The organism is Exiguobacterium oxidotolerans JCM 12280 (genome assembly GCF_000702625.1).
Classification (GTDB): domain Bacteria; phylum Bacillota; class Bacilli; order Exiguobacteriales; family Exiguobacteriaceae; genus Exiguobacterium_A; species Exiguobacterium_A oxidotolerans.
The window spans coordinates 89,312-109,753 of the sequence record NZ_JNIS01000001.1; the positions used below are offsets into that span (position 1 = coordinate 89,312).

The window sequence follows — 20,442 nt, forward strand, 5'->3', positions numbered from 1 at the left end:
GGTAAAAGAGTTAAAACGGACAACAGAGGTGAGACAGAATGACGCGACGGAAACTGATTGTATCCGGTATGACCGTAGTATTCGGCATGGTATTGATCCTCGGTTTTTTACTGTCTGGTGGATTCGTCTATCTCTACTTTTTTGCCATCCTGATCGGTTGCGCCTCGTTTTTGCGGGAACCGCTGTCCCGTGCAGAATGGTTGCAAGAAGGCATCGTCTTCATCCTCGTATGCTGTCTTATTTATGTCACCCAGCATTTTTTATTCTAATCAGTTGATCTGATAGGAATCGAGCAGTAAGTCCCGTGCTTCCGGCGTCAATTTAAAACTGATTTTCCGCGTCCGGTCTTCCAGGTAGATATCCGTCTTTTTGACACGTCGGTCGAGATAAATCCGATACTGTTGTGCTTGATCTCCGTTAAAGAGCGTCAAATAGGACCGTTCTGCGAGTTTTCCCTTTTTCTCCGCGACCTGACTTTGCTTGATCAATCCGGTCAACGTCTTCATTTCTTCGACGGATGTCATCAGGAATTCCTGCTCGTTCAATTCGTCATAGGGCGTTTTTTGTGTGTAGTCAACCTTTGGAAACGGTCGGTCATGAAAAACGGCATGGTAGGGTGACTCCGAACTGTCGTCGTCATCCGGTAGCAGCTTGATGCCTTGCGGTAGCTCGGACTCTTGTCTGACAGTCAACGTATAGCGCGACCGTTCTCCTGATGTCGTTGTGACATGTAGCAATCCATACTCACCCTGACTGTTCGGTTCTGCCGGGTAAAATTTCGCTTTGACGGCGTCCGTTGCCGCGAAAACCGGCTCTTCCGCCAAAATATTCATTCCGTCCGAAAGCAGGTGCAGACGAATCTGGTATCGGTCGTCCATGTACGTATTATCAATAAATACGAAGTGCGGTATCCCGTGGACGAACGGCGTCAATTCCATCACATTCGTGACGCTCGTTTCTTTCGTCTGATCGTTCGTCGCCCGGATGACGAGGTATCCCGTCGTCGGCAACACCAACTGCCTTTGCGACTTACGTACCTTGTCGACCAGATCGCTGTACAGTTGACGACTTTTTGAATCGACGGCCTTGATTTCAATCTTTTTCACCGGTTTCGTCAAGTCCGATGTTGAAAACGAAGTTTGTTTTTTCGTTAACGAATGGAACGTCGGTCGATGTCGCATGTCATCACAATAAAGATATGGTCGTCCGTCCGACTCGATGTACGTCGCCCGCGTCCCTTCGACGAACAGTCCGATGTTGACGAGCGAGACGTAATAATGGTCACCCACTGTATACTGTGTTGGTGGCTTGACCTTTTTTTGATGGCAGACTTCTTGAATCAGGCTACCCAGTTTCGGATCGGCACTTTTGAAGTCGCTGACGTTTAACGTATCGTACAGGTCCGGTACATAGCTGAACCGGACCGGTTCCGGATCTTCAGCACAACCACTTAAGAATACGAGGCAGAGTGCCAACACGAACCGTATGCGCATACCTCATTCCCCCTCAATCTGTTCCGCGAGCTGTGCAGCCAGCTCACCTGACAATTTTGTACCTTTTTTTGAAGTCGCGTCTTGCAGGTAAACATCCGTTTTCTGGGCGCGATTTTTTAAATACACAGTGAACGTCTGTGTCTTCCCGTTGTCAACGAGTGTTAAATACTGCAGCGTCGGCTTTTGGCCTTGCGGTTGCTCGAGGGTGACCTGTTTCAGTTCGTTCGCGAGGACCTGCGATAACTCGTCGGTTACGATTCCGATTTTCCGGATGTTCCCTTCTTGCAGGGATTCGATCGTCGGGTGGAGGAACCCTTCGATTCCGGCATGTCGTTCTTCATCGTCCATTTCAAATAACTTCACCTTCTGATAGACCGGTTGATACCGTAACGACAAGGTTTTTTCTTCCATATCACCTAAGTCATTTTTTGCGCGTAACGTGACATACGGAATCGTTTGATTCGCCGTAAGTGTCTCCGGTAAGGAATGGTACTTCATGTCGACTTTCTCCTGGTCATAGGTCGTCATCACGATTCGGTCCTGCAAGTACCAACCCGGACTTTCAAAATTAATCGAATGATAGGTCGCATTTGCCCCGTTACTGCTTCGACGTGTCGTTAAATAAAAGTCTGTTGTCTGGTTGAGGAATGACGTCGGGACATCGACGAAAACATGCTCTTTGTTGTTCTCTGTCAGGATGACGAGTACCTGTCCCGCAATCGGCATATGTAAGTTATGGAAGGGTGCGAGACGACGGCTGAAATCACCTTCTGTTTTTGCTTCGCGATTTTGCTCCGCATGACGTGTCCGTTGTTTTTCCGTCACCGGGAAAAATGTCGGCGCCTGCAAGGGTTTTTTGTCCGTTCCTTGGTCTACCTTCACCCAGGGATGGTCTTTCGCCTTGACCGGATGAATTTTTAATTGATGCGTATCCCGCGACCGGCAGGCGAGGTACAGGTTTTCTTTTTCAGCGAGATAAAAGACTTCGGTTTGGGCTCCATACATTTCGAGCGTTTTTAAGGAAAAGTACATCTCATATGTATTGAGGATCCGGTAGGATGATGGCAGTTCCACCGTTTTTTTGTTCATACACGTTTTTAACATCTGTTTTTTCTGTTCTGCCGGTACATCGTCTACGAATTGATGATCGACAAAACTTTCGGCTGACCAATACGCCGGTACGGAATCAAGCTTCAATAAACGTTCTTGACCGCACCCGGTCAAGACGAGACTGCAGGCCAGTCCTAATGCCAGTGACCATGATTTAATGACAATCCCCCCAAAAATCTTTTTATGATTATTTTACCATAAATAATTTCCATAATTTATCTGTTTTTAATCTTTTAACTTTAAGATGTTAATCATCTACTTGAACGGGGAATCACTAAATTATGCACGAATTTACTACTACATGGGGGTTATTCAAATGGGTACATTCATTCAAGCAGTTGACGGAACACAGATTTATGTCGAGGATGTCGGTTCAGGACAACCGGTCGTCATGTTACACGGATGGCCAGCGAATAACAACATGTTCGAATATCAAAAGAATGCCTTACTCGACGCCGGCTACCGTTACATCGGGGTTGACTACCGCGGCTACGGCAAATCGGATGCTCCAGCCAGCGGATATGATTATGCAACGATGGCATCTGACATCGATCAAGTCATCACGCAGCTTGAACTGAAAGACGCAGCGTTACTCGGCTTTTCAATGGGTGGCGGGATTGCGTTACGCTATCTGCTCAACCACGGATCGAGCAAAATCTCGAAATTGATTCTTGCGGGTGCTGCAGCACCGGTCTTCACGCAACGGGAAGGGTACCCGTACGGCATGACAAAAGACGAAGTCGATGACTTGATTGCCGATACAAGAAAAGACCGTCCGGCGATGCTTGAAGGGTTCGGAAAAATCTTCTTTGAACAAGAACATTCAGAACCACTGACACAATGGTTCCACAATTTGAGTGTCGCAGCCTCTTCTCACGGCACGATTTTATCGGCAATCGCCTTGCGCGACGAAGACTTACGGGATGAATTGCCGCAGATTGACGTCGAGACGTTAATCATTCACGGCAAAAAAGATAAAGTCTGTCCGTTTGAATTTGCGGAAGAGATGCAAAAAGCAATCCCGAACTCACGGATTGAACCATTTGAAGAGAGTGGGCACGGGACGGTACTCGATGAACGCGAAAAATTCAACGACACCTTACTTGCGTTCTTAAAATAATCAATGACACAAAAACAGCCATCGCATACTTGCGATGGCTGTTTCAAACTGTAGACAACGTGCTATCGGGAAATCAAGCGTCTTTTTTCGTTGCTTTCCTCGGGCGAGGCGCAAGCCGTTGCTCCTTCGTCCTAACGGACAAGAAGCAGGGTCTTGCCTGCCTCTGACTGATATGCTCCCCAAAAAGTAGACAGTTGAAATAAGAAAAACTGTTTACTTTTGAAAGGAGCTTTTTTCTATGTCCAAATTCAAGCGTTCCGCTAGTGAAAAACTATATGCCATCCAAACTTATGAAGAAGGAGTGTCCACGTTGTGGGAAGTCGCAAGACTCTTCGGGGTCACACAATCGACCCTACTCAGATGGAGACAGATGTATCGTCAAGGCGGTATCTCAGCTTTGGAGAAACGGTCGGTATGCACGAAGTATTCCAATGAGTTTAAAGAGCGAGCCGTACGCGACGTGCTAGAAAAAGGTGAGCCCGTCATGGACGTCATCATAAAATTAAACATCTCCAGTGCAAGCGTACTCAGACGTTGGATTTCAAACTATAATGGTCGTAGTGAAGACACACTACTAAAGGAGCGATTCGCTATGACCAGAGGAAGAATCACGACATTCGAAGAACGCGTTAGTATAGTCAGCGACTGTCTTAAAAATGGAAAGAAGTATAAAGAAACTGCGAAGACCCACCGGGTCTCCTACCAACAAATCTACAAGTGGGTTCAAAAGTATGAAAAGAATGGGATTGACGGACTGATGGATAGCCGTGGACGTACGAAACCGTTTGAGGAACTGACGGACGTGGAACGCCTCTCCATCGAGATGAAAAAGATTGAGCAAGAGAACGAGCTTCTTCGAATGGAAAATGAGTTCTTAAAAAAGCTAGAGGAGTTCGAAAGGGGGAGAGGTTAGACCAAGTCCGAAATTTGGATAAGTACAAGGCTATACAATCGTTGGCGGACCAGTTCGGCTATTCGATTGTCGCCCTCTGTCGTTTTGCGGACGTATCCCGTGCTGCCTATTATAAATGGTTAAATCGTGTACCGACGGTACGCGAAGAAGAGAACATCATGATCATTGAAGAGCTGACATCTATTCATGAGTCGGTAGATGGAGTCTATGGATGTGAACGAATGGTCTTGAATCTAGATCGCCAATTTAACAGAACGGTTAATCATAAACGGGTTCGTCGCTTGATGCGAATCGCCGGCATTCGTTGCGTCATTCGTCGAACACGACCGAAATATATGAGAACCATACCCGGACAAACGGCAGAAAATCTTCTGAATCGTGAATTCCATGCGGAAAAACCGAATCAGAAATGGTTAACAGATATCACGGAATTCAAATACGGCACCTCAAAAAAGGCTTATTTAAGTGCAATTCTCGATTTGTATGATGGATCAATTCGTTCATTTGTGCTAAGTCGTTCGAATAACAGTCAGCTCGTCTTCGATACGCTAAAACTCGCCTTGGATGATGATCCTGGTAGCTTCCCTCTTCTTCATAGTGACCGTGGGTTTCAATATACGTCAAATGCCTTTCATCATATGACTCAACAAGCTGGGATCACACAAAGCATGTCCCGTGCCGGTAAATGCATCGATAATGGTCCAATCGAATCTTTTTGGGGAGCGCTAAAGTGTGAAAGCTACTATCTTCATACATTCGAGGAGTTCGATGAACTCCACGATGCAATCCGACGCTACATTCGATTTTATAATGAGCTGCGGTATCAAAAACGATTAAACGGCTTAAGTCCGCTGGAATTCAGGGCTCAAGCCGTTTAAAAAATTTATATTATTTGACCTGTCTACTTGACGGGGAGCAGTTCAGACAGTGCGTTAAAAACGCACTTTTCCCATAGGAGTCAACGAAACGTGACGCTTTTTAGGTAACACTATGACGAAAAGCTAGTCATGCAGACGGTATAGGGCGCAATCCGTCTCGAATCGCTTAGAACCGCGAAAAGCAATCGGTCGCGACCCTGCAGCTTTGCTGTAGCGGCGCGGACGATTGCCGCTTTGAAGACGAGGCGAGACAGGGAAACGCGAACGAATTGCATCTCATCTCGATATCGCCTGTTTATGCTTCACAAGAGTTTTTCTAGACCCAAAAACAGCCATCGTAAGTATGCGATGGCTGTTTTTGGGTCTAGATTGAGCAATGAATGTCTCTCTGTTTTAGGAGGTTCAGTCAGACATCTTAGTGCACGTTCCGTCTTGAACCGCACTCCCAGTTCATTCGAAATTCGAGTTCTTTACGTCGTATAACTTTTGATGAACCGGCGATCGATCCATTGTTTCAAACGCCAGCTCAAATGATTCGTCTGATAGTGTCGTCCGTAAAGCAAGGTCCCTTGCTGATGTCCCATCGAAAGAATCGTCAAGTAACGCCCTTGCGGCCGGAACGTCCGCAACCGTTCCTGATTGACGAAACGAAGGAGATTCTCAAGCAAGACCGGGGCTTGCCGGACGGCGGTTACCCCGTTCTTCGGTGTGTTCGGATATGCGGCGAGCGTCGCACAGTCGCCGACGGCAAACAGAGAGGGGTCCTCTAGCGACTGGAACGTCTCGTGGACGAGCAAAAATCCACGCTCGTCACAATAGAGGCTAGACGCCTTGAACAAATCCAGTGCTGACGCGCCACCTAAAAACAGGACGGCATCCGATTTGAATGATTGACCCGACTGGAGCCGGACGGTTTGTTCATCAAGAGAGACGAACCGGTCGACGATGCGTGTCACACCCAGCGTATCCAACCGGTCAAGGATGCTCGCTTCTGCCGAGTGTCCTGCGAGGAGCGGTTCATCATGAACGAGCGTGACCGGACAACCGTCTGATTGGAATGACGCTGCCATCTCGATCGCAGCAGCACCGCTGCCGACGATGACGGGCGACGATGCCTCTTTAAACTGACGGAGCGCCTGATCGATTTGATAATTCGGCTTGATCGTGACGCGTGCCGTCGCCTCTGAGAGATTCCAATCATTCGAACCGATGTTACACGATACAACGTCGTAAGAAATGATTTCGCCTGACTGACAGAAAACTTGTTTCGTTTGCGGATCGATCCGCGTGACACGGTCCTCCATCAATGTCTTTCCGTGACGAGAACAGAGTGCTTTGACATCGACCCGCGTCTCCTCGAGTTGATACGTGCCGTCCGCAAGACCGGAAAACATTCCTGAATAATACTGATAACGGGACGGATTGATGACGATCCATTCAACATCCGGATGCGTTCCTTCCTTGATACATTCTAAATGGGCATGACCTGCCCCGACTAATACGATTCGTTTCAAATCTTCACCTACTTCTTTAAATTAACTGCTTCCGAAACTATGATTCCCTGAATCCGTCCGCGTTAATCTAATGAATGTCATACGACAATCCGAAGCAGGGTAGCACCAAAGCAAACAAGACCAAAAAACAGGCGGTCCTGCTGCGTCACGACAGGACGGACATAATAGGTCCGCTCGGCCTGAAACCGACGCGCTTCCATCGCAATCGCGATTTGTTCCGAACGGATGATGCTGTTCGTAAAAAGCGGTAAACTGATGGCGAAAAACGTCTGCCAGGGCCAAATCGACTGTTGTTGCCGGACCCGGCGTGCTTGGCGGATCGTCCGGATTTCCTGCTGGAAAATCGGAATAAAACGAATCCCTGCTAAAAACCCGTATGCGAGCCGGTCCGGAAGGCGGCACTGGTGAATCAGACTCATGACGAACCGGGTTTGGTCGGTCGTCGCGATGAACGTCAAACTGAGGAAGACGAAGGCGAGCATCCGCAGTGCGATCAACCAGGCGTGACCGATACTTTCTTCCGTGACGCGAAACCAACCGAATGACCAAACTTCCGTACTGCCTTTTCCGAAGGCTGCCATCATCCAAAACGTCAACAGAAACAAGATGAGGTAAGGGGCGACCCGCTTGCCGAGCGTCAACAGAGACCAACCTGAGCAGCCCAATCCGACCGCAGCGAGTGCAAGTAAGGCCATCGTCTCGCGTAACGTCGGTGCCGCAATCAACAGCACCATCACGTAAACGAGGGCACCCAGTTTAATCGCCGGATTAATACGCGCGAGCGGGGAGACGTTTTCCTGCACGACGTTTCACCTCCTCGAGTTGCTGATACAAATACGATAACGGACGAGAGAGTTGGTTATGCTCGAGTAACGTCTCGTCTTTAAACAAAGTGTCCGGTGTGCCGTCGAACTGAAGTCGCCCGTCACCAAGGACGAGCACCCGGTCAGCGTGCCGATGAACGAGCTCCATGTCGTGCGTCACCATGATCAGCGTCGTCCCGTTTAATCGCGCCTGCTCGAACATCTCGATGAGTTGACCTGTCGTCTCGGTATCTTGACCGAACGTCGGTTCATCGAGCAACAGGACGTCTTTTGGTTCTAACAACATCGTCGCGACGCTGAGCCGTCGCTTTTGACCCATGCTCAGGGCGAGCGGCGACTGACGGGCGACACGGGTTAACCGGTAGGATTGCAACGCCGTTTCAATCCGTTCCGGCGTCGGCACCTCCATGCTGATTACGAACTCGTCTTCGACCGTCTGCTTGAGAAATTGGAGCTCTGGCTGTTGAAAGACGAATCCGACGTGTTGGTAATAGCTCCGATTTTTCCATGTCCGCAGTTCTTTTTCGAACAAGCGGACCGTACCGCCTTGCGCCGGAATCAATTTCGCCAGTGTTTCGAGCAACGTGCTTTTACCGGCACCATTCGATCCGACGACCATGATCCATTCTCCGCTGTGTGTTGCAAGCGACAGGTCGTCGACAATCACTTGCTTACGGCGTCCTAACGCGGTGCGTGTCAGCGCGAACGTCTTGTCTTGTCGGACCGGAGGACGGTTGTTATTCACTTTTCGTAACCGCGTCGCCTGGGAAGAAGCGGGGGGTAACGTTTCCAGTTGATACGGGTAGAGGAGCGGTGTCGCAATACCGTGTCGTTCGAGTTCAGCGCGATGCTGACCGAAGATTTCATGCGGCGGACCATCGTGTAAAATCGTTCCCCCGTGATTGAAGACGAGCACCCGGTCGCTGAACGTCACACAGCGGTCAAGCTGATGTTCAATCAGAACGAGCGTCAACGTCCGGTCGTGATGGAGTTCCTCAATCAGTTGCATCAAAACCCGATGTCCTGCCGGATCGAGTTGCGCCGTCGGTTCATCAAGTAATAGAATATCCGGCTCAAGCGCAAGGACGCAGGCGAGGGCGAGTCGTTGTTTCATCCCTCCTGACAGTTGCATAATCGGTGTCGTCAGCGGCACGTCCAGTCCGACACGTGCCAGTGCGGCGTCAATCCGGTCATCCATCTGACTGCGGTCGACTGAACGATTTTCAAGACTAAAGGCAACTTCCGCTCCGACGGTCTGCATGCAGAACTGGTCGTCCGGATTTTGAAAAAGGATTCCGACCGTTCCGTTCGTCTTGCAGTGACCGCTGACATCAGCTTCAATCGCGTCAGGTAGTAAGCCGGCGAGAACATGTAAAAACGTCGTTTTCCCACTGCCGCTCGGTCCGACGAGCAACGTCGTTTCCCCTTCGTGTAGCGTCACCGTCACGTTGTGCAGGACGGTGCCATGTTGCCCCGGATAGCGGACAGACAAGTCGTTACAATGAATCATGCCGCATCCGGTTTCTGTCGTTTACGCCCGATCGCATAACCGTTCAACGTCCCTGTTTTGACAAGCGCATCGACGATGACTTTCGCAAGTAATCCACCGAGCAATGCACCGCTGACGAGTTGAAGGGAAAACGTCAACAGAAGGGTCGTCGTCGTATAGTAGGCGAAACCGTTGACGACGAGACTATAGACCATGCTACCGATTGCTGCGAACATGCCGGATAGAATCAACGTCATTGTGTTGAACTTCCGGTACCCGAAGAGGGCGAAGGCGATTTCCGCCCCAATCCCTTGGGCAAAGCCGATCAATAGGGCGGATAATCCGAAATGACTCCCCGTGAATAATTCGACGGCAGCGGCGACGACTTCTGCAATCAGTGCTGCTCCCGGTTTTTGAATGATGTAGGCGACGAGCGGACTCGCGATGACCCAAATCCCGAACATCCAGTTTGAACCGACCGGTCCGAAAATCGCCGAAACCGGTAACCACAATGTCGACCAACCTAAGTACAGTACCCCGCAAGCAACCGACAACATCATCATGACGATGATTTCTTTCATTTTCCAACTGTTCATGTTCCTATCTCCCTTTGGCACAACCACCAGACAAACAAAAAGACCGCCCTCTATGAAAGAGAGCGGTCGCTGAATCTGCAAACATGCAGAAAAATTGAACGAATTACCGCTCCACTTTCCTACGCTAGTATGAACTAGATCAGGTTCAAAGGGTCCGAAGTGAATCGTCTCAGCCAATGGGCTCCCCTAGTGGATGTGCATATAGTGTGTACGCTTTTTACTGTACCGACTCTACAGACAGTTGTCAATACAGATAAAAAACCCTCCGCGAGGGGAGGGTAAGAAAAATTATTCTTTTTCTTCCGTTTGTTCTTCAGTAGAAACTTCTTCTGTCGCTTCAGCTGGTTCTTCAGCATCAGTTTCTTCGAGATCCGCTTCAAGTGTCGATTCGACGACGGCAACGACTTGAATGTCACCTTCCGTAACGATACGGTATTCTTTTTCTTCCGGTAAATCCGAAACCGATAGAGAATCACCGAGGTTAAGGTTTGTCACATCGACTTCGACGCGTTCCGGTAATTTATCTGGTGTAGCTGCAACTGTCACTTTAAAGAGTGTTTGTGAAAGATATCCACCAAGTTTTGCACCAGCCGCTTCGCCGACGAGGACGATATCTGTTTCGACTTCTGTTTCTTCATCCATTTTAACAGCGATGAATTCAACGTGCTTGATTGTTGGTGTGAAGATATCCATATCGAGTTTGTTGATCAGTGTGTTGACTTTTTTACCACCGATTTGAAGTGCAACAAGTGCATTCTCACCATGTTCACGAACGACTTTGATCAATGCTTTTTCGTCAAAGGCAATCGGTGTACTTTCCACTTTGTAACCATACACGACACCAAGAGCTTTTCCTTCATGACGTAATTGCTTTCTAAGTGAGCGTGGGCGTACTTCGCGTTCTTCTACTTTTAATGTTACTGACATGTTCATTTCCCCCTTGAATTTGGTATAGCCCTCAAAAGGTAATGAAGAAAGGAGTGGAACGAATCGTTCCGGCCAAAACAGTGCATCGAATGCTATTTCAAATTGATTTCATAAAAATGAAGATCGAAGTGAGTGGTTAGCATTTCTCTCCCAGGTCATTACGCTGATATTGAGAAACATGTGGTCGTAAAAGCAACTCGCTGATGCGGTGCTATGATAGTTATACCCCCGTAACATTAAAAGCTAAACATTCCTCGGCAACAAAAGGGCTGTTGGAAGTCCGTTTCCCTTAGAGCAGCAACGGTTTCCAACATGTTAAAAAATCGGTGCGTTTTTGCTTATTCAAGCAGTTGCACCATCTCATCGACTGACAGTGCGAGCGAATCTGGTTGTTTGAGTATGTCCGTCACGAGTGTCGCTTTCCGCTCTTGCAGCTCGATGATTTTTTCTTCGATCGTACCTTTCGTGATTAACTTGATGACTTCGACCGTCTGTTTTTGTCCCATTCGGTGTGCCCGGTCAGCCGCTTGCTGTTCGACAGCCGGGTTCCACCAACTATCATATAAGATGACGGTATCCGCCGTCGCCAAGTTCAATCCGGTGCCACCCGCCTTCAGTGAAATCAAGAATAGATCAACTTCTCCGGCATTAAAACGGTCGCAGCGTTCGAGACGCTCGGCAATCGGTGTATCCCCGCGCAGTTCGAAGTGGGGAAGGTGCATCTCATGCAGGTCGTCCCGAATCAAATCGAGCATTTTCGTAAACTGTGAAAAAATCAAAATCCGTTTGCCCGCTGCCCGTTTTTCTTGAATCAAGGCGAGCAACCGGTCCTGTTTCGCCGACCGTCCGCGATAGTCCTCGACGAACAGACGGGGATCGCAACAAATTTGACGGAGGCGGGTCAACCCGGCCAGTAATTTTATCCGTTCTTCCGGTTTCGACTGATCGAGATGCTGTAACGTTTCCAGTTGTAACTTCGCCAAGTGGGCGGCATACAATTTTTTCTGCCCTGCCGTCAGTTCCGTATAGTGGTGAACGACTTGTTTCGCCGGTAACTGTTGCAAGACGTCCTGTTTCGTCCGGCGCAGTAAAAACGGTTCGACGAATTGTTGGACATCCCGTGCTGACCAGTCGAGAAACCGTTGCCGGTCCGGTAAGAGTGACGGGAAGACGACGTCGAAAATCGACCAAAGGTCAAGCGTCCTGTTTTCGAGTGGTGTCCCGGTCAAGGCGAACCGACGTGTCGCCCAAAGCTGTTTTAAGCTGACCGTCGTCTGCGACCTTGGATTCTTCAGCTGTTGCGCTTCATCAAAAAAGATACAATCGTAATGGATTGCCTGATGATTTTTGATGTCGAGCCGGAGCGACGGATAGGAAATGACAAGAATGACGTCGTCCGGCAAATCTTCGAGCTGGCGTAAGCGCGACGCACGACTTCCACTGAGCACATGGACGGTGCGTGTCGGAGCAAAGCGGCGCAGCTCCGCTGCCCAGTTGTAGAGGAGTGACGCCGGGGCGACGATCAGGATACGGGCACTCGGGAGCGTTTCGATATAACCGATGGCTTGAATCGTTTTGCCGAGTCCCATCTCGTCCGCTAAGATGCCATGACAGTCGTGTGCCGCAAGACTCTTGAAGAAGCGGACACCGTCTTGCTGATACGGCAAAAGTTGTGTCGCAAGCGGTTCCGGTAACGCCAGTCGTTCTGTTTTTCCGGCTTTCATCTCGAGCAAACGTTCCTTCAATTGACTATGGACCGTCAAGAAGGCAGCCGGGGTCAACAGTGACAAGTTCGGCAAAGCAGGAACGGTCAATTCCGCTTCAAGCAACTGCCGTTCTGTCGCGTCCGCTTCAAGCAACAACCGTTTGATTTGCTTGAAGGCGCGGTCTTCGAGCGATAACAGTTGTCCCGAGCGTAAACGGTGGTACGTCTTTTGTGTCACGAGTGACGCGAGGATTGCCGACAGCTCTTGTTCTGAAATCCCATCCATCGAAAACTTGAACGTCAACCAATCAAGCCGCTTCTTTATGTTGACTTCAATTTTTGGATGGAACGGACCCGGGAGCAATGCCGTTTTGATACTCGCCGTCGCGTACAACTCGAGTTGACCGAGGGCGACCATCGGGTCAAGCAAACCTTTTAAGACAACATAATGACGACTTTCTCCTTCTACTACATAACGTGCCTGATTCGCGCGGAATCCCATTTCTTCTAAGTAACGCACCACCGCCTGCTCTGTCGACAAGTCGCGTCCGACCCAATCTGTCGGACTGAGCGGGTTGATGGTTTTACCGTCGTAATCAAACGTGACGACGACTTCTAAACGGGTATGGATCCGGTCGAGAGCCAGTTTGACTCGAGGCGATCCGCTGACGAGTTGACCCCGGACAGCTGCGCTCATCCAGATGTCCGCTCGTTCTCGTAACCCGTCGCGGTCGTTCAGTAAACGGTCGAAGTAGGGCAGGGACAAGAGATAACTGCGTTGCGTCGTCAGGCTTTCGAGTGCAATCCCGCCATCGCGGACATCAAACCGGAGCTGCGCTTTATTTTCGCTCGTCAATGTCGCAAGATACGTTGCAGCTGCCGCATCTTCAATCGCCGGTCGCGCTGAAAAGGGTGTGATGGCTGGCCGGTTCGGCCCGGTCGTCCCGTAGGCTTGGATTTGCTGTAAGGCTAACAGCACCGCGACGATATGGCCGCAAAATGAGGCATCCATCGCAAGTGACGGACAGTTACATCCAGCATCAACTCCCGTTTCCCGGAGATGGACATGGACGTGAAAACGAGATTCACCGGCAACTTCCGCTTCGACGAAGAGGTCACCCGGCGAATAGTTGCGTAAGGTTACTTTTTTTGCCGTCACATACCGTTTTCCGCGACGAAAGGCATACGTATCTGACATTTGCTTGATTTTTCGTTCACTTAATCCAAAATTCATCTGAGGTCTCCTTTACCATAAGGTGACATAATACTATTATCGTTCACCATCAAATAGTTCGATCGCCCGTTTTTTCTCTTGATCGCCGATATGGGCATAGACTTGAGTCGTCGCGACGGACTCATGCCCAAGCAATTGCTGAATCGTCAAGACATCGACGCCACCTGTCGCGAGACGCGTCGCAAACGTATGCCGCAACTTGTGTGGTGTGATGTTTTTCCGTTCCAAAAACGGTAAGACCGGTCGTAACCGATCGGTATGCCGCTTTAATATATGTTGGACCGCCCGCGGGCTGAGCGGTTTCCCTTGTTTCTCGAACACAGCGTCCGTCCCACGCATCGACAACTGATAGTGCGCGGCGTACTTTCTGAGGGCGACGCGTGCCGGTTGCGCCAGCGGGATGACCCGCTCCTTGTTGCCTTTCCCAATCACCCGAATCGTCCCTTCATGAAAATCGAGATCGTTCCACGTCAATTGTGTCATCTCACTGAGACGCATCCCGCTATAGCCGAGTAGCTGGAACAACGTCACGTCACGGACGCGGTCACGCTCATAATGGGCCGCCTCCCGCGGATTCATCTCAATGTTCGACGGCAGCAATTGAATCAGTTCATCCCATTCGCGTTTCGTTAAGTAGACCGGATCGCGTTTCGCTTGTTTCGGACGGTTGATTTTTGCGACCGGATTTTCCGACAAGACGCCGATGTCGATCAAATGGCGAAATAACGATTGTAACGCCGATAATTTCCGATTGATGACACTCGGTGCATTACCCTTCGTCAACGCTAAGTATTCGGCGTAAGCTGCAATTCCCGCGCCGTCAATCTCAAGGAACGCCTCTTGCGTGATATCAATCGCCCGGACATCCTGCCCTGACGCGGCGGCGACAAAGCTAAAAAACGAATCAAAATCATACACATAACGACGCATCGTTGCTTTCGAGAAATTTTTTGAAGCTAAGTGGTCGATGTAATCGCGAATAAATTCCGGCATTCGGTGATAGCCTGGTAGATCAACAGTATGGGCCGGAATTTGGACGGTTTTAACGGTTTTTCCTAGATTTTTAAATAAACTCATCAGTCTATTCCCCCTCTGACCTTACTATACCAAACGTTGGTAGACGGTACACTAGTTTGCGTGAAATAGTTATTTCACGCAACGTTAAATTGTCAGACAGGGAGCGCTCAGTTGCATCGACTTTCCGACTCATGGGCGACTGGTCAACTCGATGCAAATCAACGAAAGGCGTAATTTCTTACATCAAATAGAACAATAATTGTATTATGTCACCTTGACAGAACGAATCCGGAAAAATATTCTCAAAAACCAATTTCGCTCTCAGTTGCATCGAACACGACTTCGACAGGTAGTTGGTCGTCTCAATTTCGTACAGAACGTTTTTCATTTTCCCTCGAAATTGTCGAGAACTTTTAGAAAAACGGCTTAACCGAAAGTGATTCGGGTATAGACAAGAAGATTGATTTAATTACGCATAGGGGGAGAATTAAATGATTTCTGATCAACAAGCACGTCAACTACTAAAAGAAGCGAAACGGATCGCCGTCGTCGGTGTTTCGGGTGATTCAGGTAAAACCGCGAACTGGATTGCCGATTACCTTGTGCAACACGGGTACGAGGTCATTCCCGTCAATCCGACACTTGATGAATGGAATGGACAGAAAGTCTATCCGACAGTCGATAGCATCCCGGGTCATATCGATATCGTCGATGTGTTCCGTCGCTCCGAGTTTTTAGCGGACACGGCAAAAGAAGCCGTTGCCCATGGCGACGTCGGAATGATTTGGAACCAGCTCGGTCTGTCGAGCGTCGAAGCGGAAAGTTTAGCGCTCGGGGCAGGAATCCCGTATATCGAAAACCGCTGCATCAAAATCGAACATCAATACTTATAATTTTGGATCAAATCATGACACTTACTCAAGCGCGAGTAAGTGTCTTTTTTTACATTCCCCCTTGTCAGATAAGAAGAAGATGCCTACAATTAGATACAGACTACTAGAAAAACGAACGAACGTTTGGAAAATCGGCGTTTTTCTATATGAGGTGAAAACTATGGCGACAGATTTAAACAATTATAATGATGATGCCATTCAGGTGCTCGAAGGACTCGAAGCAGTCCGGAAGCGCCCAGGTATGTATATTGGATCGACCGATCATCGCGGACTCCACCACTTGGTGTATGAGATCGTCGATAACGCAATCGATGAAGCCCTTGCCGGGTTCGGAGAACAGATCGATGTCACGATTCATAAAGATAACGCCATCACGGTCCGTGACCACGGACGCGGGATGCCGACCGGAATGCACGCGTCGGGGAAACCGACGGCAGAGGTCATTTTCACTGTCCTCCACGCCGGTGGGAAATTCGGTCAAGGCGGTTATAAGACGTCTGGTGGACTGCATGGTGTCGGTGCCTCCGTCGTCAATGCCTTATCGACAGACTTGAAGGTGACGATTTATCGTGACGGCAAACAGTTTGAACAGACATTCGAACATGGTGGAATGCCGAAAACGACGTTACTCGAGACGGGAACGACGCGTCAAAAAGGAACGGCTGTCTACTTTAAGCCGGATGCAAAAATTTTCAGTACGTTGACATACAACTACGAAACGCTCGCTGAGCGCCTCCGTGAATCCGCTTTCCTCTTAAAAGGCTTGAAAATCACGTTGACGGACGAACGGTCCGACAAAGCGGATGTCTTCCAATATGAAGAAGGCGTCAGCGAATTCGTCGGTTATTTGAACGACGATAAAGATGTCTTGCATCCGACGGTCGCGTTTGAAGGCGTCGAAAACGAAATCGAAGTCGATATCGCGTTCCAATTCACGGATGCCTACTCGGAAAATGTCTTGTCGTTCGTCAATAACGTCCGGACACGTGACGGCGGAACCCATGAAGTCGGTTCGAAAACGGCAATGACCCGCGTCATGAACGAATACGCCCGCAAAAATAGTTTATTAAAAGAAAAAGATAAAAATCTCGACGGCAATGATATCCGGGAAGGCTTGACGATGATCGTTTCGATTCGGATTCCGGAAGAATTCCTCCAATTCGAGGGACAAACGAAGTCAAAGCTCGGTTCTCCCGAAGCACGGACGAGTTGTGACGCCGTCATCAGCCGCCGTCTGTCGACGTACCTGGAAGAAAACCCGCAAACGGCGACTTTGCTCATCAAAAAAGCCATCCGTGCGGCCCAAGCCCGCGAAGCAGCTCGCAAAGCCCGGGAAGAGGCACGGAACGGCAAGAAAAAGAAACGTTCCAGCATCTTAAATGGTAAATTGACACCGGCCGCTTCGAAAAACGCCGACAAAAATGAGTTGTTCCTCGTCGAGGGAGATTCTGCCGGTGGTTCGGCGAAACAAGGTCGCAACCGGACGTTCCAAGCAATTTTGCCACTGCGTGGGAAAGTCCTGAATACGGAAAAAGCGAAACTCGCTGACATCATGAAGAATGAAGAAATCAACATGATCATCCACGCAATCGGAGCCGGGGTCGGGGCAGATTTCGACTTGTCCGACTGTAATTTCGATAAAGTCATCATCATGACCGATGCCGATACCGATGGCGCCCACATTCAAGTCCTCCTGCTGACGTTCTTCTTCCGTTACATGCGTCCGTTGATTGACGCCGGAAAAGTCTTCGTCGCCTTACCGCCGCTGTACCGCGTCTCGAAAGGTAAGGGAAAAACGGAGAAATTCGAGTACGTCTGGGATGAAGACACACTTGCGAAAACAACGAAAAAGTATGGTAAAGGCTATATGATCCAACGCTACAAAGGACTGGGTGAGATGAATGCTCCTCAACTTTGGGAAACGACGATGGATCCCGAGACCCGGACATTGATCCGCGTCACGATTGACGACGCCGCTGTCGCTGAAAAACGTGTTTCTGTCTTGATGGGCGATAACGTCGGCCACCGCCGGTCATGGATTGAAGATAACGTCGCGTTTGGACTCGCGGAAGACATCTCAATCATTGAAAACGAACACGTGACGAAAGCGAGTGTGACAAAGCATGTCTAATTTACAAAACATCTTAAATTTATCGCTCGAACAGGTCGTCGGTGACCGGTTCGGTCGTTATTCGAAATACATCATCCAGGACCGGGCCTTGCCGGACGCGCGTGACGGGCTTAAACCCGTCCAGCGGCGTATTCTCTATGCGATGCATACGGAAGGGAACCTGTACGACCGTGCGTACCGGAAGTCTGCCAAGACGGTCGGGGTCGTCATCGGCAATTACCACCCTCACGGCGACTCGTCTGTCTATGAGGCGATGGTTCGCTTGAGTCAGGAGTGGAAGTTACGGTATCCGCTCGTCGACATGCAAGGGAATAACGGGTCGATTGATGGTGATAGTGCGGCCGCGATGCGATATACGGAAGCACGCTTGTCGAAAGTCTCGAGCTTGATTCTAGACGGCATCAATAAACAGACGGTCGACTATACCCTCAACTTCGATGATACGACGGAAGAACCACTCGTTTTACCATCGTTATTACCGAACTTGTTGATGAATGGCTCGACCGGGATTTCTGCCGGATACGCGACAGAGATTCCACCGCACCACGCGGGCGAAGTCCTCGACGCGGCAATTGGTCGTATCTCAGGCACGGTCAACGATGTCAACGACCTGCTGACACATATGCAAGGACCTGATTTCCCGACTGGTGGCGTCGTGCAAGGGCTCGACGGGATCAAAAAAGCGTTCGAAACAGGACGCGGGAAAGTCATCATCCGGTCGCGGGCGACAATCGAGACACTCCGCGGGGGACGTCAGCAAATCGTCATCACGGAATTACCGTATGAAGTCAATAAAGCAAATCTCGTCAAACGGATGGAAGAATTACGCCTCGACCGTAAAGTCGAAGGCGTCGCCGAAGTCCGCGATGAAACCGATCGCGACGGACTGCGTGTCGTCATCGAACTGAAAAAAGAGGCTGATGCAGAAGGGATTTTACATTTTTACCTCAAGCAAACCGACCTTCAAATCGCCTATAACTACAACATGGTCGCCATCCATGAGCGGACACCACGGCAAATGGGTGTGCTCGCCTTACTGGATGCCTATTTAAGTCACGTTAAGGAAGTCGTCATCCGCCGGACAACGTTTGATCTCGATCAAGCGAAACGCCGCCAGGAAGTCGTTTCTGCCTTGATGACTGCGATTTCCGTCCTCGATGAGACACTCCGTCTGATTCGGGCTGCGACGAACAAAGCGGAAGCAAAAGAGAACCTGATTGAACGCTTCGCCTTCTCGGACCGCCAAGCGGAAGCTGTCGTCATGCTCCAACTATACCGCCTGACGAACACGGACATCGTTGAATTGCAGGAAGAGGCGGAAAAACTCGAGAAGGAAGTCACGCGACTCGAGAAAATCTTGAACGATGAGAAGACGCGGAATCGTCTCATCATCAAAGAATTGAGCATCTTAAAGGAGCAAGTCGCGGATGAACGCCGTTCGACGGTCGAAGCGGAAGTCGAAGAACTGAAGCTGAAGACAGAAGTCATGATCGCTGTCGAAGAAACGATGGTCTTCATGTCGAAAAACGGCTACATCAAACGTTCGTCGCTCCGGTCATTCGGTGCCTCGAACGACCTTCCGGAGATGAAGGAACAAGATCGTCTGCTCTATCAAGGGCAAGCGATGACGACCGATCACGTCATCGTCTGGACGACACGCGGGAATTACTTATTGATTCCCGTTCACCAACTTCCAGACACGAAGTGGAAAGATGGCGGACAACACGTCGCGAATCTCGTGCCACTTGAGCCGGGCGACCGTGTCCTCTCGATCGATCTCGTCCGGACGTTCGACGAAACAGCACACTGTCTGTTCGTGACACGTCAAGGGATGGTCAAACGGTCGAAGTTGAGTGATTACAATGCCCAGCGGAAGTCGAAACCACTGCAAGGCGTCCGTCTGAAAGCGGATGACGAAGTCCTCTATGCTGCGGTCTCGACTGGTGAGAAACAACTGTTCCTTGCGACACAAAGCGGTTTCGGTCTGTGGTTCACGGAAGACGACGTGCCGGTCGTCGGTGTCCGGGCAGCAGGTGTCAAAGCCATCAACCTGAAGGATGATGATGTCGTCGCAGGGGCAATCGCCTTTACGCAGGCACCAAACATCGTCTTGTTGACGCAGCGGGGTGCCTTGAAGAAGATGCGCCTTTCGGATCAGTTCCAAGTCACGAATCGTGCCTTACGCGGTCAACAATTGTTGCGTGATTTAAAATCAAAACCACATCAGGTAGCGGCGTTACTTGATGTCACGAATCAAAAAGAACTCGTTTTAATCGGAAAAGAACAGGAAAAATCGATTCAAATCGGTTCCTTGTCTTATCTCGATCGGTTATCGAACGGTTCATTTGCGTATGATGAAGAAAAATTCGGTCCACTCGTTGACTGGTATACCGTTTGACGGTCAGACGTCCCTCACGATGAAGTGTGGGGGACGTCTTTTTTTCTGTCTTTTTGTAGGAAATGTCGTCCTTTTAATCATTTTTTTAGATTATTTCCACAAATTATCGGTGAATCTTTAGTTTACAAATTGAAAGAGTGACCAATAACCGCTACAATAAAAGAAAATGGTCAGGTCAAGCATGTCACATCAGACGCGAA

General features: G+C 49.5%; 16 protein-coding genes and 1 riboswitch. Of the genes, 7 read left to right on the forward strand and 9 right to left on the reverse strand.

Annotation, left to right across the window (positions count from 1 at the left end; translation table 11 throughout):
- Positions 1-38 precede the first annotated feature (38 nt).
- Positions 39-269: a hypothetical protein gene (locus P403_RS0100575; protein WP_029330173.1), complete on the forward strand. Its 231-nt coding sequence runs from the start codon at positions 39-41 to the stop codon at positions 267-269.
- Here P403_RS0100575 and P403_RS0100580 read toward each other — a convergent pair whose 3' ends face one another.
- Together P403_RS0100580 and P403_RS0100585 are read right to left on the reverse strand one after the other, a co-directional pair.
- The gene (locus tag P403_RS0100580; RefSeq protein WP_029330176.1) at positions 270-1,493 is read right to left on the reverse strand and encodes a hypothetical protein; all 1,224 of its coding nucleotides are present in this window, start codon (positions 1,491-1,493) and stop codon (positions 270-272) included.
- A 3-nt stretch (positions 1,494-1,496) separates the two neighbouring features.
- Complete coding sequence (locus tag P403_RS0100585; protein ID WP_029330178.1) at positions 1,497-2,717, reverse strand: hypothetical protein; 1,221 nt, start codon at positions 2,715-2,717, stop codon at positions 1,497-1,499.
- A gap of 202 nt (positions 2,718-2,919) precedes the next feature.
- Between P403_RS0100585 and P403_RS0100590 the strand changes: the two genes are divergently transcribed.
- The 3 genes from P403_RS0100590 (at position 2,920) to P403_RS16730 (ending at position 5,514) form a co-directional block, all read left to right on the forward strand.
- Positions 2,920-3,723: an alpha/beta fold hydrolase gene (locus P403_RS0100590; protein WP_029330180.1), complete on the forward strand. Its 804-nt coding sequence runs from the start codon at positions 2,920-2,922 to the stop codon at positions 3,721-3,723.
- Positions 3,724-3,961: 238 nt separating this feature from the next.
- Complete coding sequence (locus P403_RS16725) at positions 3,962-4,636, forward strand: helix-turn-helix domain-containing protein (protein ID WP_029330182.1); 675 nt, start codon at positions 3,962-3,964, stop codon at positions 4,634-4,636.
- A gap of 14 nt (positions 4,637-4,650) precedes the next feature.
- Positions 4,651-5,514 (forward strand): IS3 family transposase, encoded by an 864-nt coding sequence (locus tag P403_RS16730; protein ID WP_235195150.1) that lies wholly within the window; start codon positions 4,651-4,653, stop codon positions 5,512-5,514.
- A 470-nt stretch (positions 5,515-5,984) separates the two neighbouring features.
- Here the strand turns inward: P403_RS16730 and P403_RS0100605 are convergent, their stop codons facing one another.
- From P403_RS0100605 to P403_RS0100635, 7 genes are all read right to left on the reverse strand, one after another.
- On the reverse strand, positions 5,985-7,028 hold the full coding sequence (locus P403_RS0100605; RefSeq protein WP_029330186.1) for an NAD(P)/FAD-dependent oxidoreductase: 1,044 nt from the start codon (positions 7,026-7,028) through the stop codon (positions 5,985-5,987).
- Positions 7,029-7,105: 77 nt separating this feature from the next.
- Positions 7,106-7,831, reverse strand: a complete 726-nt coding sequence (locus P403_RS0100610; protein ID WP_029330189.1) for an energy-coupling factor transporter transmembrane component T family protein — start codon at positions 7,829-7,831, stop codon at positions 7,106-7,108.
- Entirely contained in the window at positions 7,797-9,362 is a 1,566-nt protein-coding gene (locus P403_RS0100615) for an ABC transporter ATP-binding protein (protein WP_029330196.1), read from the reverse strand. Before P403_RS0100615 ends, P403_RS0100610 begins: the two co-directional genes overlap by 35 nt.
- Entirely contained in the window at positions 9,359-9,937 is a 579-nt protein-coding gene (locus P403_RS0100620; RefSeq protein ID WP_029330198.1) for an ECF transporter S component, read from the reverse strand. The genes P403_RS0100615 and P403_RS0100620 overlap by 4 nt, the downstream gene beginning before the upstream one ends.
- A gap of 99 nt (positions 9,938-10,036) precedes the next feature.
- A riboswitch (TPP riboswitch) is annotated at positions 10,037-10,135 on the reverse strand.
- 90 nt (positions 10,136-10,225) lie between these two features.
- Complete coding sequence (locus P403_RS0100625; protein ID WP_029330200.1) at positions 10,226-10,864, reverse strand: 50S ribosomal protein L25/general stress protein Ctc; 639 nt, start codon at positions 10,862-10,864, stop codon at positions 10,226-10,228.
- A 338-nt stretch (positions 10,865-11,202) separates the two neighbouring features.
- Positions 11,203-13,803, reverse strand: coding sequence for a DEAD/DEAH box helicase (locus P403_RS0100630; RefSeq protein ID WP_029330201.1), 2,601 nt, complete (start codon positions 13,801-13,803; stop codon positions 11,203-11,205).
- Between the two features lie 36 nt (positions 13,804-13,839).
- Positions 13,840-14,880: a tyrosine-type recombinase/integrase gene (locus tag P403_RS0100635; protein WP_235195151.1), complete on the reverse strand. Its 1,041-nt coding sequence runs from the start codon at positions 14,878-14,880 to the stop codon at positions 13,840-13,842.
- 431 nt (positions 14,881-15,311) lie between these two features.
- Here P403_RS0100635 and P403_RS0100640 point away from each other — a divergent pair, with 431 nt between their 5' ends.
- From P403_RS0100640 to parC, 3 genes are all read left to right on the forward strand, one after another.
- Complete coding sequence (locus tag P403_RS0100640) at positions 15,312-15,713, forward strand: CoA-binding protein (RefSeq protein WP_029330203.1); 402 nt, start codon at positions 15,312-15,314, stop codon at positions 15,711-15,713.
- A gap of 160 nt (positions 15,714-15,873) precedes the next feature.
- Positions 15,874-17,844, forward strand: a complete 1,971-nt coding sequence (parE, locus tag P403_RS0100645) for a DNA topoisomerase IV subunit B (RefSeq protein WP_029330204.1) — start codon at positions 15,874-15,876, stop codon at positions 17,842-17,844.
- Positions 17,837-20,242: a DNA topoisomerase IV subunit A gene (gene parC, locus P403_RS0100650; protein WP_029330206.1), complete on the forward strand. Its 2,406-nt coding sequence runs from the start codon at positions 17,837-17,839 to the stop codon at positions 20,240-20,242. The genes parE and parC overlap by 8 nt, the downstream gene beginning before the upstream one ends.
- The last annotated feature ends 200 nt before the right edge of the window (positions 20,243-20,442 follow it).

Bases quoted from the DNA above. Each gene is read 5' to 3' on its own strand.
- P403_RS0100575 (WP_029330173.1), top strand. From the start codon at position 39: ATGACGCGACGGAAACTGATTGTATCCGGTATGACCGTAGTATTCGGC.
- P403_RS0100580 (WP_029330176.1), bottom strand. From the start codon at position 1,493: ATGCGCATACGGTTCGTGTTGGCACTCTGCCTCGTATTCTTAAGTGGT.
- P403_RS0100590 (WP_029330180.1), top strand. From the start codon at position 2,920: ATGGGTACATTCATTCAAGCAGTTGACGGAACACAGATTTATGTCGAG.
- P403_RS16725 (WP_029330182.1), top strand. From the start codon at position 3,962: ATGTCCAAATTCAAGCGTTCCGCTAGTGAAAAACTATATGCCATCCAA.
- P403_RS0100615 (WP_029330196.1), bottom strand. From the start codon at position 9,362: ATGATTCATTGTAACGACTTGTCTGTCCGCTATCCGGGGCAACATGGC.
- P403_RS0100620 (WP_029330198.1), bottom strand. From the start codon at position 9,937: ATGAACAGTTGGAAAATGAAAGAAATCATCGTCATGATGATGTTGTCG.
- P403_RS0100625 (WP_029330200.1), bottom strand. From the start codon at position 10,864: ATGTCAGTAACATTAAAAGTAGAAGAACGCGAAGTACGCCCACGCTCA.
- P403_RS0100630 (WP_029330201.1), bottom strand. From the start codon at position 13,803: ATGAATTTTGGATTAAGTGAACGAAAAATCAAGCAAATGTCAGATACG.
- P403_RS0100635 (WP_235195151.1), bottom strand. From the start codon at position 14,880: ATGAGTTTATTTAAAAATCTAGGAAAAACCGTTAAAACCGTCCAAATT.
- P403_RS0100640 (WP_029330203.1), top strand. From the start codon at position 15,312: ATGATTTCTGATCAACAAGCACGTCAACTACTAAAAGAAGCGAAACGG.
- parE (WP_029330204.1), top strand. From the start codon at position 15,874: ATGGCGACAGATTTAAACAATTATAATGATGATGCCATTCAGGTGCTC.
- parC (WP_029330206.1), top strand. From the start codon at position 17,837: ATGTCTAATTTACAAAACATCTTAAATTTATCGCTCGAACAGGTCGTC.